Below are 13,529 nucleotides of genomic sequence, written 5' to 3' on the forward strand. Positions count from 1 at the left end.
TGCGACCCTTGAAGACCTGAGGAGTTGGCTCAGGAATCTCGAGAATCCTCCTTTAGTAAAGACTTGCAAACAAGCGTGAAGGAAGCTCAAGAATCCTGATACAACAATTGATGGAGTTGCAGCCGAACGTCAACCGATTCCTATGAATATTGCTGTCATTGGCTTGAGTCACAAAACCGCCCCTGTGGATGTGCGCGAAAAATTGAGTGTGCCAGAGGATGTGCGGGAGCGGGCACTGCAACATCTGTGCGGCTACGCCCATATTCAGGAAGCGACCATCCTTAGCACCTGTAACCGCTTAGAAATTTACATTGTTACCAGTGACACTGAGGTGGGCGTGCGGGAAGTGCATCAGTTTCTCAGTGAATGGAGTCATATTCCCCTGCCCCAACTGCGTCCCTACCTCTTTATCCTGCTACATCAGGATGCGGTGATGCACCTCATGCGGGTGGCCTCGGGTCTGGATAGCTTGGTGATTGGCGAGGGGCAAATTCTCTCCCAAGTGAAACGCTGTCATCAGTTGGGACAGCAGTACAAGTCCATTGGTTCCATTCTCAATCGCCTCTTTACGGGGGCGATCGCTGCCGGTAAACGGGTACGCACAGAAACGAGTATTGGGACAGGAGCGGTCTCCATTAGCTCAGCGGCGGTGGAACTCGCCGACCTGCGGCTGCAAAATCTCCAGAACTGCCGCATTGCCATTGTCGGTGCGGGAAAAATGTCCCGCTTGGTGGTGCAACACCTGATTGCCCGCGGGGTGAAGGAGATGAGCATTATCAACCGCTCCTTAGAACGGGCACAGGAACTGGCGCAGCAGTTTCCCGAAGTACGCTTTGAACTCTTTACGATGACGGATCTACTGCCGATTGTTGCAGCAATGGATTTGGTCTTTACCGGCACAGCAGCGACACAACCCCTCTTGGATCGGGAGAATTTAGGGTCGGTGCTCACCGGCGATCGCCCCCTATCAATCATTGATATTTCCGTGCCTCGCAATGTCCATGCGAATGTGACGGAATTGGCCTCCGTACAACTGTTTAATGTGGATGATCTCGAAGCAGTTGTCGCCCAAAACCAAGAGGCGCGACGCCAACTGGCTCAAGAAGCTGAGGGTATCCTTGAGGAAGAATTAGAGACCTTTTTGGCTTGGTGGCACGCCCTAGAAACGATTCCAACCATCCGCAGTCTGCGCCAAAAAATGGAAGCGATCCGTACCCAAGAGCTGGAAAAAGCTCTCTCCCGCCTAGGCAGTGAGTTTGGTGATAAGCACCAAGGGGTCATTGAAGCAATGACGCGCACGATTATTAACAAGATTCTCCATGATCCAACCGTGCAACTGCAATCACAGCGGGATTTAGAAAGTCGTCAACGCGCCATGCAGACCCTCCAAGACTTGTTTAATCTCGAACCCATTGAAGCCTAGCGCCTATGCGCCACGTGGGCGATCGCGGGGAAGCGGTAGTTGTCGCGTGGCTACAAACCCAGCAGTGTCAAATTTTGGCTCAGAACTGGTCCTGCCCTTGGGGTGAGCTGGATATTGTTGCCTGTGATCCGCGGGGAGTGGTGCTTTTTGTCGAAGTGAAAACCCGCTGTCCCCACAACTGGGATGATGATGGCCTCGGCGCGATTTCCCCCAGCAAGCAACGCAAACTCATTTTGGCAGCCCAAGCCTTCCTAGAACGTCAGCCCCAGTGGCAGGATCATCCCTGTCGCTTTGATGTGGCCTTGGTGCGATACCAAGCAGGTACCTGTCGGCTGCATCAATACTTAGAGCACGCATTTACACTCGACGCCACTGATTGAACACTTTACCAACTCAGGAGTTTTTGCAGGCGATCGCGAATCCAGTTAATCGGCCGACTTTGATCCGACTCTTGGCGACTCAGTTGCTGCAGCTCCTGTTGATGTTGCGCCAGCACATCCTGACGGCGGGCGATCGCCACCGCAATATCATCAGCAAGGGAAGGGTGTTCTTTTAGCAACTGCTCAAATCTCTCCCGTGGTAGGACAAACAAGACCGTATCCGTCATTGCCATCATCGTTGCTGGGCAGGCCACCCCCAGCATCAGCGGTAGTTCACCAAAGTGCTCCCCCGGATTAAACGTCATCATTGGCTTGAGTTCACCATTCTCCTCATAGACCGCCGCCATTTGCCCCTGCAATACAATGTAGAAGTTACTGATTGCCTCCTGAGCACGGAACAAAATTTCCTTCGCTGTCAAGTGCTTGCGGTAGCCCGATTCGATAAGAAAGCGTAATTGCAAATCATTCATACACTGAAAATAGCTCACCTGCTGAAGCAGTGACTTTAAGGAGGGCGTTGCCGGTGCCAAGGGCATCCCTAGGGTTTCCTCACTGAGGGGAGAGAGCGCTGGCGCAGTGCGGATCCAGATGTCCCGTTGCGGGAAAGGAATCGAGATATTGTGCTGCCGAAAGTAATAATCAATCTTGAAATTGAGACTGCTCTTGATGAACACTCGCCGCTCAATGGCATCTGTCCATACCCAAAGTTCAAACTTAAGGGCAGAATCCCCAAATTCACGGAAAATCACTCGAGGGGCTGGCTCCCTGAGGACATCTGGTTCAGAATGCGCAATATTGAGCAAGACTTCCGTCACCAAAACTGGATCTGTCCCATAGGCCACTCCAATGGGAATATCAATACGACCGCGATGGGTTTCATAGTACCAATTCAGCACTGGACTATCGGCAAGGTAGGTATTAGGTACTACCACATTTGAACCGTTAAAAGTTTGAATCACCGTGGCCCGCATTGAGACTTCCTGCACGTAGCCACTGATGTTTTCAATTTCCACAAAGTCGCCGACACGCACTTTGCGCTCAATTAGGAGCGTCAGGCCACTGATGAGATTGCGGGTGACATCCTGCAAACCAAAACCAATCCCCACCCCCAAGCCACCAATAATCACCGCTAGGGAATCGAGATTAATCCCCACTGCTTGCAAAACAATAATGTAGCCCAGTGCCCCCCCAGCACCGCTAATCACAGTGGAAATGGCCTCGCGATTGCCTAAGTCTAAGCCAAGGCGCGGTAGGAGTTGATTTTTCAGCACCCCCTTGAAAAAGCGCGCTAGAATGGCCACGAGAATGAGCAACAGCACCACTTGAAACAACCAACGCAGGGAAATAGTTTCCCGCCCAAGGCGAAACAAAGGTGCATCGACAATATTAATGAACGATGACCACAGTTCAATGACTTGAGATGGCATTCTCCACAGTCTCCTCAGGGGTTCACAAACTTAGACAGTGCCTAAGCTAACCCCCTCACTTTAGCAGGGGGCGATCGTCAACAAGGAGCTTTCTCGCGCCATTAAGTGGCGATTTGTCATTTTGGTCATCAAAGGCTTGGGTGGAGCATATCCCACAATAGCCAAAGGGCGATCGCCAGTAGACTACTGCCCGTCAACGTTTGTAATCGTTGTTCTGAGAGGTACTGTGATAGCCAGCGACCAATCAATACCCCAATCAAACTGGTGGTTACTAAGGCCAAAGCTGCTCCCAAAAACACAAGCCAAGGGGAGGCAGCGCGGGCAGCCATGAAAAATACAGCAATTTGAGTTTTATCGGCAAATTCAGCCAAAAAAACGGTTAAAAACGCAACCCCGAACTCTCGCCATGGCAACGCACGCTTAATCACCGACTGCCCTCTAGGCGTCCGTCATTTCCTCAACTGTCTCGGTGGTCTTCGTTTCTGGGCGATTCTCCGTATTTAGACGGCGGCTGTAGCGACCCGAAGAACGCTTGCGAAACTTGCGAGCATAGGCTTGGTTACGAAGAGCTTTTTCTTTCTTAGGATTGCGGCGTTTGGCCATGCTTACCTCAATGGTGGGGTGGTCTCAGCACTCAACAAAAATTAAAGACAGAAACCTTATTCTATCGGAATTTTTCCCCTAGCACAAGAAGCCTGTGATTGAAAAACTGTGACCATACCACATCACAAAAATGAGAAACCCCCTAAGCTTTCACCTAGGGGGAGGAGGAGTCTTGTTCTGGCAGAAAGTTGCCAATGGGCGGGACTATTTAGTTTCCGAGAACTCGGCGTCAATCACTTCGTCATCACTGCCACTACCACTGCTACCGCTGCTGCTGGAGCCAGTTCCATCACTGGACCGAGCACTTTGATAGACACTGGAGCCGACGCTGTAGAGGGTTTGTTGCAGATCCTGCATCAGCGATTTCACCCGTTCAAAGTCAATCGACTCAATGGGTTTCTTCTCAGCTTCAGTGCCGATTTCTGAGCGCAGGTTGGCAATGAGGGAAGTGAGACGGTCTTTATCGCTGGTGGAGACTTTATCCCCCAACTCACTCAACTGTTTCTCCGCTTGATAGCAGAGTTGCTCCGCCTGGTTCTTCGTCTCAATTTTCTCGCGTTTGGCTTTATCGGCAGCGGCATTCATTTCCGCTTCGCGCACCATGCGTTCCACTTCATCCTTAGGCAGCGTTGAGGCGCCCGTGATGCTAATGGACTGCTGTTTGCCGGTGCCTTTGTCGCGAGCGGTCACGTTGAGGATACCGTTGGCATCAATATCAAACGTGACTTCGATTTGGGGCACGCCACGTGGTGCCGGGGGGATGCCATCCAAACGGAAGGTACCGAGGCTCTTGTTGTCGGCGGCCATTTCCCGCTCCCCTTGCAGAACGTGGATCTCCACATTGGTTTGACCGTCAACGGCGGTGGAGAAGACCTCGGATTTTTTGGTTGGGATCGTGGTGTTGCGGGGAATAATTTTCGTCATTACGCCACCCAGGGTTTCCACCCCCAAGGACAGCGGTGTGACATCGAGGAGAAGAATGTCTTTCACTTCCCCTGCCAGCACCCCAGCTTGAATAGCAGCACCCACAGCCACAACCTCATCGGGGTTCACACTCTGGTTGGGGTCTTTGCCCAATAGCCGTTTGACCAGCTCTTGGATGGCAGGAATGCGGGTGGAACCGCCGACGAGTACCACTTCATCAATCTGATCTTTGCTGAGTTTGGCATCCCTGAGGGCTTGCTCGACGGGTACGCGACAACGATCAATCAGATCAGAGCAGAGTTCCTCAAATTTAGCGCGGGTGAGCGTCATGTCAAGGTGCTTAGGCCCATCCTGCGTTGCGGTAATGAAGGGCAGGTTGATTTCCGTTTGCATGACGCTGGAAAGTTCGATTTTGGCTTTTTCTGCCGCTTCCGTGAGCCGTTGCAGTGCTTGTCTGTCTTTGCGCAGGTCAATGCCTTCTTGGGCACGGAAGGACTCAGCCAAGTAGTCCACAATTTTCTTGTCGAAGTCGTCACCGCCCAAGTGGGTGTCCCCAGAGGTGGCGAGCACTTCAAAAACGCCATCCCCCACTTCAAGGATGGACACGTCAAAGGTGCCACCGCCAAGGTCAAAGACGAGGATGGTTTCATTGGCTTTTTTATCTAGGCCATAGGCCAAGGAGGCGGCGGTGGGTTCGTTGATGATCCGCAGTACTTCCAGACCGGCAATTTTGCCAGCATCTTTGGTGGCTTGGCGCTGCGAGTCGTTGAAATAGGCAGGTACGGTAATCACCGCTTGGGTGACTTCCTCGCCAAGGTATTTGCTGGCGTCTTCTTTGAGTTTGCGTAGGACTTGAGCAGAAATTTCTTCGGGGGCAAACTGTTTGCCAAGGGCGGGGCAATCTAGCTTGACGTTGCCATTGACGTTCAAAACTTTGTAGGAGACCTCGGTGGCTTCGTGGGTCACCTCATCAAAGCGACGGCCAATAAAGCGCTTCACAGAATAAAAGGTATTTTCGGGGTTCATCACTGCTTGCCGTTTGGCAATTTGACCCACGAGGCGATCGCCATTTTTGGTGTAGGCAACAACGGAGGGCGTTGTCCGAAACCCTTCAGCATTGGCAATAACCGTGGGCTTGCCCCCTTCCATGACGGCCACACAGGAGTTGGTGGTCCCCAGATCAATTCCGACAACTTTTGCCATAGCGACGAAAACTCCCTTTGCAGGCTAACTTCGATGCGGGGCACAGCACCCATATTGGGCTTAACCCTCTCTCCTTATCTATAGTGCGATCGCTCCTGCCATGAGCAAAAGGGGGATTTACCGAACCTAGAGCGGGGGGTGAATCGCGTAGGGCAAGGGATCCACTAAACCTAGTTCGGCAAAGGCCGCTAAACGCAAGCGACAGGCATCGCAGCGACCACAGGCCTGTTCGCCATCGCTGTAACAGGACCATGTTTTTTCCCAAGGAACGCCGTACTCATTCCCCAGACGAATGATGTCTTTTTTGTGCAGTTCAATGAGGGGGGTGACAATTTCAATGGGCTGGCCTTCGCGCCCCTGCTTGGTGCCAAGGCGATAGACCTCCTGCATCACAGCAATATAGTCAGGGCGACAGTCGGGATAGCCAGAGTAATCGAGGGCATTGACGCCAATATGAACGGTTTGCGCCCCTAGAGCTTCGGCATAGGCAAGGGCGACACCCAAGAAAATCGTATTGCGGGCGGGGACATAGGTAATGGGAATCTCTTGGCTCATGGTGGCCAGATCGCGATCGCGAGGCAAGTCAAGCGTTAAATCGGTCAAGGCGGAGCCGCCCCACAACTGCAAATTCAAGGAGACCATTTGATGCTGAATCACGCCGGCGGCGGTGGCAATGGCGATCGCTGCTTCTAATTCCCGCCGATGGCGCTGCCCATAGTCAAAGGAAAGGGCATAGCAAGCATAACCCAGTGCCTTGGCACGAAATAATACTGTGCTGGAGTCTAAGCCCCCTGAGAGCAACACGACGGCCTTTGGTGTCGTCATCATATCCTGTCTATGAAAAACTTTACATTTGGCAATGCTGTGGTAGCATCTTTCTGAAAATGTTCATTCTGTGAGTTTTTATTTACGGCGGGCGATCGCCAACACCAAACCCTTCCCCGGTTGCGTAGAGGAGTGAAATAACTAGACATGAGTTCTGCCGTCCGTCCCCAGCCCGAGCCACTGCGCATTGGCGTCATCGGTGTTGGCAACATGGGTCAGCACCATACCCGTGTTTTGAGTTTACTCAAAGATGTCGAACTTGTGGGCATCTCTGATGTGAATCTGGAGCGGGGCATTGATACCGCCAGCAAATATCGGGTGAAATTTTTTGAAAACTATGTGGATTTGCTGCCCCACGTTGAGGCGGTGTGTATTGCCGTGCCCACCCGTCTCCACCATGAAGTGGGCATTACCTGCTTGCGCCACGGGGTACATGTCTTGGTGGAAAAACCCATTGCCGCCAGTATTAGCGAAGCAGAATCCCTAGTCAACGCAGCAGCGGAGTGCCAGTGCATCCTCCAAGTCGGGCATATTGAGCGATTTAACCCGGCGTTTCAAGAACTGAGCAAGGTTCTGCGCACTGAGGAAATCCTTGCCCTTGAAGCGGATCGCATGAGTCCCTACTCCGATCGCGCCAATGATGTCTCGGTGGTTCTCGACTTAATGATCCACGATATTGACCTGTTGCTGGAACTCACCAATTCCCCTGTGGTGCGCCTAACGGCCGCAGGCAGTCGCTCTGCCAATTCTGGGTATCTGGACTACGTGACCGCCACCTTGGGCTTTGCCAACGGCATTATTGCCACCCTCACGGCCAGTAAAGTCACCCACCGCAAACAACGGCGCATTGCTGCCCACTGCAAAAACTCCCTCACAGAGGCGGATTTCCTCAAAAACGAGATTCTTATCCACCGCAAAACCACCGCCTCGTGCAGTGCCGACTATGGCCAAGTCCTTTACCGCCAAGACGGCCTAATTGAGAAGGTCTATACGAGCAATATTGAACCTCTCCATGCGGAGTTGGAGCACTTCGTCAACTGTGTCCGTGGCGGTCAACCTCCCTCGGTGGGTGGAGAGCAGGCACTCAAGGCGTTGCGCTTGGCCAGTCTTATTGAGCAGTTAGCCCTTGATGGCCACAGTTGGGGCCAGTTGGATGCCTCCTTGGCGGCACTGATTCGTTAGCACGCATCACCCTCGTTTCTTTGCGCTAGGGTAGTAAGTACAGCAGCGAGGGTTGTGTTAATGACAGATACAGATCTGGAAGGCTGTGCCTTTTTGGCAGCCCAAGCAAGGGTGAAGTCCTATCTCGCCTACTGGTTTCAGTTGGGCAAGCGGCTTTGTATTTGGGGCGGAGAGCATACTGTGCTGCCGCAACCTATCCTCCAGGGGGATCGCTACAGTCAAGCCTTTGAGGCCTGCTGGGCCTATGTGATCTCTGGTCAGGCAGGGGACTGCTTTCTCGAAGACACGACCGAGACAATTACGCAACTACTGAGCGACTGTTGGGAGATTACCCCCTGTGCCCGCTGCCAGATGCCTGTGCCCCTACCCTGTCATGGGTTGCCCCCTGTACACTGTCCCTGTGCCAGTCTGCCCAACTGGCCGAATTTTGAGTTACCGCTGCCCCGCAGCCCCATTAATCCCCGGACTCACTTATTATCGCTAAAAAAACGCCTCAGTCTTTAATGTGTGGGATGCTTCCTTACCCCCGATTGTTGCCCCTCAATGGCAAGCGCCACACGACAATCTCACCTTGTGTTTCCATGCACTGCATCTTTGGTGGTTAACGCTTCCCCCTGATGTCCCCCGGGAGGTTATCCTGCGCGCCTATTTACGACGCTATCAGCCGAATCTGAGCGAGAAGCCTCTACCGCGTACCGCTGGGGGCAAGCCCTATTTGGATGCTTTGGAATTTAACTGGAGCCATAGTGGCAACTTAGCGGTGTTGGCCGTGAGTGGTAGGGCGGCTGTAGGGGTAGATGTAGAGATCTTGCGCCCCTATCCTCAGCGTTCAGCCGTTAGTCGGCGGTTTTTTGGGGCGGCTCTGCAACAAAGAATAGTAGAGGGGAGCGATCGCTCGTTTGTACAGGCTTGGACATACTATGAAGCGTGGCTCAAGGCTCAGGGGATCGGGGTATGGCAGCGGACAGCCGCTCAGTCTTTAGAACATTGGGCAGCCAGTTTCCTCGTCGGCGATCGCGCCATTGCCAGTGTTGTTGTACTAACACCAACGCCACCCCAGTGTTTCTTTTTTCGGCCAGAATCAATGGGATAAATGAAGGTTCCCACTTGATCAAAGTAAATACTCCAAGATATTCCTCAACGCTTTAACCTGCTACTGCTGACCATGAATAGATGAGATGAGGCTGCCACTCCCTGGGAGGCTGTTGGGTGTAGGTTTGGCGATCGAGATCCATCGGTAGGCTGAGCATTGGATCGCTGCCGGTGGCCACAAGAAACTCAAATCCCTTCAGGGTTGGCCATTGGCAAAATTGCCGTAGCAGAGTTTGCACCGCAAGCACATAGGGGTGTTCCGGCTGCTGATACCAGTGGCGATCGGCCACATGGGGCTGGTCAAAGCCAAAGTGAACAATCAGGTCAGGATGCCCAAAGATGGCCTGAGCAACCGGCCGAGCTTCTTCGCGCACTAGCAAATGGACCCCTGCGGCCAGATGACGTAGTTTTTCCAGCCGCTCATAGCGATCGCCCGCATCTAATTGCGACTCCTGCCAGCGAAAGGCCACCGTGATCAGGTAAGTTTGCAGCAGCAGATGCCCCAGTTTCTCCGCCTTGGCGGTCAAGTAGGGGGTGTTGTAGGGAGTCGCTTCAATCAACAACGGCACCCGATCCACCACTTCGAGGCCATAGCCTTTAAGGCCAGCAATTTTGCGGGGATTATTGGTAATCAGGCGAATTTGCTTTACTCCCAAGTCATTGAGGATTTGGGCGCCGACGCCATAGTTGCGCAAATCCGCTGGGAAGCCGAGGTGCTCATTGGCCTCTACCGTGTCCATCCCCAAATCTTGCAGTGAGTAGGCACGCAGTTTGTTGACTAGCCCAATGCCCCGACCCTCTTGGCGCAGATAAACCACCACACCGCGTCCTGCGGCGTTAATCATTTTCAGAGCGGCTTGCAGTTGCATCCGACAATCGCAGCGCAGTGAACCCAAGGCATCGCCCGTCAAGCATTCAGAATGAACGCGCACCAGCACGGGTTGCTCGCTAAATGTGGCGGGATCCCCTTTAACAATGGCGACGTGCTCCGATTGATCGAGGGAATTACGATAGCCATAGATTTGAAATTCACCGAACTCCGTCGGTAGTTTGGCCACAGCTTCGCGGCGCACAAAACGCTCATGCTGGAGACGATAGCTAATTAAGTCGGCAATGCTAATAATCTTCAGTTGATGGGTGCGAGCATATTCAATGAGTTGGGGCAGCCGCGACATGGTGCCGTCGGGATTTTGAATCTCACAGATCACTCCCGCTGGGTAGAGACCTGCCAACCGGGTTAGATCCACTGCGGCTTCGGTATGACCGGCTCGCTTGAGAACTCCCCCAGGGCGCGATCGCAGGGGAAAGACATGGCCGGGGCGACGTAAATCTTGAGGCTGGGTAGTCGGGTCAATGAGGGCTTGAATGGTGCGGGCACGGTCTTCGGCGGAAATGCCTGTGGTCACCCCCCAACGGGCACCAGCATCAACACTCACCGTAAAAGCGGTTTGGTTGCTATCGGTATTTGTTGTTACCATTAAGGGCAGAGCCAATTCATCGAGGCGATCGCCCTCCATGGCAAGGCAAATCAGTCCCCGGGCATGAACTGCCATAAAGTTAATCATGGCGGGGGTCACACGCTCAGCGGCGCCAATGAGATCCCCCTCATTCTCACGATTCTCATCATCCACCACCACAATGACTTCGCCCCGCCGCAGGGCATCCAACGCAGATTCAATCGAGTCAAACACAGGCACATCCGCCAAGGCAGTTCCTTCCAGAATTTTTAAGGCTTATTATTAAGTTACAGCCTTTTTCACGAGGATTGGGTGCCCGCAGCACTGGCAGGCAGGAGTGCACCAACTTTTTAAGTTTTTAAGATAGTATTGAACGGGTCGTGTTCTCGCAGGAAATCCCACCTACAGTTCTGCGCCTTGTGAAAATGTTGAAAACCTCGTCATGATAGTGAAAGGTTTCACCAGCCCATCTACTGCATGTCTCATCTATTGTTCATACTAGTTATTGCTGTTGGCGTGCTAGTCCTCGTGGGGTTAGCGCTTTATCTGCTGTTTCCCCGCAAGTACGAGTCTGCCCGCTCCGTCGCCAAGTCCTATGACGACTGGACCAACGACGGCATTCTTGAATTTTACTGGGGGGAGCATATTCACCTTGGCCACTATGGTTCGCCCCCCCGTCCCAAGGACTTTCGCCAAGCGAAGGTAGATTTTGTCCATGAAATGGTGCGCTGGGCAGGTCTCGATCGCCTGCCGCCGGGGACAACCGTTTTGGATGTGGGCTGTGGCATTGGCGGGAGCAGTCGTATGCTGGCGCGTGACTATGGCTTTCACGTGACGGGAATTACAATCAGCCCTGAACAGGTACGGCGGGCGCAGGAACTCACTCCTGCGGATCTCAATGTGCAGTTTCAGGTGGATGACGCTCTGGCCCTGTCATTTCCAGAGGCTAGCTTTGACGTGGTTTGGTCAATTGAGGCAGGCCCCCACATGCCCGATAAACAGCAGTTTGCTAAGGAATTACTCCGTGTCCTAAAGCCAGGGGGGATTCTTGTGGTTGCCGATTGGAACCAGCGGGACGATCGCCAGCACCCCTTGAACCTCTGGGAGCGGCTCATTATGCGACAGCTCTTGGATCAATGGGCACACCCCGCCTTTGCCAGTATTGAAGGTTTTGCTGAGGCCCTTGCCGCAACGGGTTTAGTGGCTGGAGAGGTGATAACTGCCGACTGGACACAGGAAACGCTCCCCTCGTGGCTAGATTCGATTTGGCAGGGAATTGTGCGACCAGGGGGGCTGATTCGCTTTGGCCTACCGGGGCTAGTGAAATCTTTGCGGGAAGTACCCACATTCCTGCTCATGCGGATTGCCTTTGGCATGGGACTGTGCCGTTTTGGCATGTTTCGAGCCGTGCGAGCAGAAATTCCTGCGGTCTCCCTTAACTCAGGCTCTCAAGTTAACTGCTGATAGATGATCGGATACATCATGCCCCAAATGGCCGGCTGTACATCCTTGAGGGCGTGATCACTGTCCAATTCTACCCGACTCACCCAAGGGCGGCCTTCACAGTAGCGACGACTGGCTTCGATGGGAATCACCTCATCCTGAAGGCCATGGAAAATGAGGGTGGGCACAGGCCGCTGAAGCTGGCGATCCTCATAGGCCAGCAAATCCTTGGCAAAGCCATAGCTGAGGGGCAGTAGGCGTTCTGCGCTATAGTGATAGACCTCTAAAACGCCCGTTTCTTGCCAGCGACGGTATTGATCTCCTAAACGCGGCAGCCACTGGATCGCAAACTCAAAGGCGGGGGCAAGGAGAAAGAGTTGCACCACTTGGAGATGTTTTTCGGCTAGCCAAGCCGCTGTCAGGCCACCAAAACTGGAGCCAATTAATGTGACGGGTTCCTCTGGAGCGAGCAGCGCTTCTACTTGTTCAATTTGGCGACTCAGGGTCAAGTGGAAAAAATCCCCTTGATTGAGATCAGGAATGAGTAGCGGTTGACCGAGTTCCTCAAGGCGATCGCGAAAATACTGAGCTTTATTCGATCGCGGCGACGAGGCAAATCCATGGAGGTAGAGATATTGCATTGCTCAATAATCCCTTGTGAGGAGCGGACATATTTTTGTCGCACTTTGTCAATAATCTTAACAAATTAGCCCTTTAGCTATAGGTTGTTCAAGGGTGATCATTGAAAATAATTTAGAATGCTGATCAAACAGCTCAAACAATTCCTTATTTTGAAGGAACTGTTACAGTTTCTCACAACTCGCATCAATACCGCGATTTCAATGCTACGATGCCGTTGAATCTGGCTACAGCCCTTTTCCCAAGGATGGCAAACGCTCAAAACTGCGAAGGCCCCTATGGGACAGGATTGCATCCCCTTTATGTATCCCATATCCAAGAAAAGGGTTGTATCTAGCTGATCTGAAGGATAAAAACGTGAGAGATTGAGGATCGAACGCATGACAACACTCACTGGGCAACCTCCGCTCTATGGTGGCAGCACCGGCGGCCTCCTCAGCGCAGCGGATACCGAAGAGAAATACGCCATCACTTGGACAAGCCCCAAAGAGCAAGTTTTTGAAATGCCGACGGCTGGGGCTGCTGTTATGCGTGAAGGTGAAAATCTCGTTTACCTTGCCCGTAAGGAGCAGTGCCTTGCCCTCGCTGCCCAACAACTGCGTCCCCGCAAAATTAACGACTATAAAATCTATCGCATTTTCCCCGATGGCGAAACGGTATTGATCCATCCCAAGGATGGCGTTTTCCCTGAAAAAGTCAACCAAGGGCGAGAAGCCGTCAACACTGTACCTCGCTCCATTGGCCAGAATCCCAACCCCTCTCAACTGAAGTTCACTGGCAAGAAACCCTACGATCCATAGGTCGGTGTTGAACGGCCGTTTGGGTTGCCCCCTGTGGATGAGCCATGGGGGGTATTGCGGAATTAGAGCACTTTATGATTCAACTTGAATTGGTATGAGTCGGCGGTGTTCGATAGTGCACTGGAGCTTTG

At 52.8% G+C, this 13,529-nt stretch carries 14 protein-coding genes; 7 read left to right on the forward strand and 7 right to left on the reverse strand.

Annotated features, from left to right (window positions below):
• Window positions 1–142 precede the first annotated feature (142 nt).
• Both IGQ15_RS02835 and IGQ15_RS02840 read left to right on the forward strand, forming a co-directional pair.
• Complete coding sequence (locus IGQ15_RS02835) at window positions 143–1,423, forward strand: glutamyl-tRNA reductase (RefSeq protein WP_149819508.1); 1,281 nt, start codon at window positions 143–145, stop codon at window positions 1,421–1,423.
• A gap of 5 nt (window positions 1,424–1,428) precedes the next feature.
• Complete coding sequence (locus tag IGQ15_RS02840; RefSeq protein ID WP_297048471.1) at window positions 1,429–1,803, forward strand: YraN family protein; 375 nt, start codon at window positions 1,429–1,431, stop codon at window positions 1,801–1,803.
• A gap of 5 nt (window positions 1,804–1,808) precedes the next feature.
• Here the strand turns inward: IGQ15_RS02840 and IGQ15_RS02845 are convergent, their stop codons facing one another.
• The 5 genes from IGQ15_RS02845 to queC form a co-directional block, all read right to left on the reverse strand.
• Entirely contained in the window at window positions 1,809–3,230 is a 1,422-nt protein-coding gene (locus tag IGQ15_RS02845; protein WP_297048474.1) for a mechanosensitive ion channel domain-containing protein, read from the reverse strand.
• A 128-nt stretch (window positions 3,231–3,358) separates the two neighbouring features.
• Window positions 3,359–3,658, reverse strand: a complete 300-nt coding sequence (locus IGQ15_RS02850) for a TMEM165/GDT1 family protein (protein WP_149819503.1) — start codon at window positions 3,656–3,658, stop codon at window positions 3,359–3,361.
• 10 nt (window positions 3,659–3,668) lie between these two features.
• Window positions 3,669–3,833, reverse strand: coding sequence for a hypothetical protein (locus IGQ15_RS02855; RefSeq protein ID WP_011057571.1), 165 nt, complete (start codon window positions 3,831–3,833; stop codon window positions 3,669–3,671).
• A gap of 204 nt (window positions 3,834–4,037) precedes the next feature.
• Entirely contained in the window at window positions 4,038–5,960 is a 1,923-nt protein-coding gene (gene dnaK, locus IGQ15_RS02860; RefSeq protein WP_297048477.1) for a molecular chaperone DnaK, read from the reverse strand.
• Between the two features lie 126 nt (window positions 5,961–6,086).
• Window positions 6,087–6,788 (reverse strand): 7-cyano-7-deazaguanine synthase QueC, encoded by a 702-nt coding sequence (gene queC / locus IGQ15_RS02865; RefSeq protein ID WP_363315766.1) that lies wholly within the window; start codon window positions 6,786–6,788, stop codon window positions 6,087–6,089.
• Between the two features lie 144 nt (window positions 6,789–6,932).
• On the opposite strand from queC, the gene IGQ15_RS02870 reads away from it, so the two are divergent.
• Genes IGQ15_RS02870 through IGQ15_RS02880 form a run of 3 tightly spaced genes read left to right on the forward strand, consistent with a single transcriptional unit; the run spans window position 6,933 to window position 9,060 of the window.
• Window positions 6,933–7,967 carry a Gfo/Idh/MocA family oxidoreductase gene (locus IGQ15_RS02870; protein WP_297048480.1) on the forward strand — a complete coding sequence of 345 codons (1,035 nt, stop codon included), beginning with the start codon at window positions 6,933–6,935 and terminating at the stop codon, window positions 7,965–7,967.
• Window positions 7,968–8,027: 60 nt separating this feature from the next.
• Complete coding sequence (locus IGQ15_RS02875) at window positions 8,028–8,471, forward strand: hypothetical protein (protein WP_297048482.1); 444 nt, start codon at window positions 8,028–8,030, stop codon at window positions 8,469–8,471.
• A gap of 1 nt (window position 8,472) precedes the next feature.
• Window positions 8,473–9,060, forward strand: coding sequence for a 4'-phosphopantetheinyl transferase superfamily protein (locus tag IGQ15_RS02880; RefSeq protein ID WP_297048484.1), 588 nt, complete (start codon window positions 8,473–8,475; stop codon window positions 9,058–9,060).
• Window positions 9,061–9,112: 52 nt separating this feature from the next.
• On the opposite strand, the gene ribBA is transcribed toward IGQ15_RS02880, so the two are convergent.
• Window positions 9,113–10,756, reverse strand: coding sequence for a bifunctional 3,4-dihydroxy-2-butanone-4-phosphate synthase/GTP cyclohydrolase II (gene ribBA, locus IGQ15_RS02885; RefSeq protein ID WP_297048495.1), 1,644 nt, complete (start codon window positions 10,754–10,756; stop codon window positions 9,113–9,115).
• A gap of 237 nt (window positions 10,757–10,993) precedes the next feature.
• Between ribBA and IGQ15_RS02890 the strand changes: the two genes are divergently transcribed.
• Window positions 10,994–11,980: a methyltransferase domain-containing protein gene (locus tag IGQ15_RS02890; protein WP_297048486.1), complete on the forward strand. Its 987-nt coding sequence runs from the start codon at window positions 10,994–10,996 to the stop codon at window positions 11,978–11,980.
• On the opposite strand, the gene IGQ15_RS02895 is transcribed toward IGQ15_RS02890, so the two are convergent.
• Window positions 11,965–12,600 carry a YqiA/YcfP family alpha/beta fold hydrolase gene (locus tag IGQ15_RS02895; RefSeq protein ID WP_297048488.1) on the reverse strand — a complete coding sequence of 212 codons (636 nt, stop codon included), beginning with the start codon at window positions 12,598–12,600 and terminating at the stop codon, window positions 11,965–11,967. The genes IGQ15_RS02890 and IGQ15_RS02895 overlap by 16 nt on opposite strands.
• Window positions 12,601–12,978: 378 nt before the next feature.
• On the opposite strand from IGQ15_RS02895, the gene IGQ15_RS02900 reads away from it, so the two are divergent.
• Window positions 12,979–13,398, forward strand: coding sequence for a photosystem I reaction center subunit II PsaD (locus IGQ15_RS02900; protein WP_297048490.1), 420 nt, complete (start codon window positions 12,979–12,981; stop codon window positions 13,396–13,398).
• Window positions 13,399–13,529 lie beyond the last annotated feature (131 nt).

Origin of the sequence: Thermosynechococcus sp. M98_K2018_005 (assembly GCF_015295825.1) — a bacterium.
GTDB lineage: Bacteria > Cyanobacteriota > Cyanobacteriia > Thermosynechococcales > Thermosynechococcaceae > Thermosynechococcus.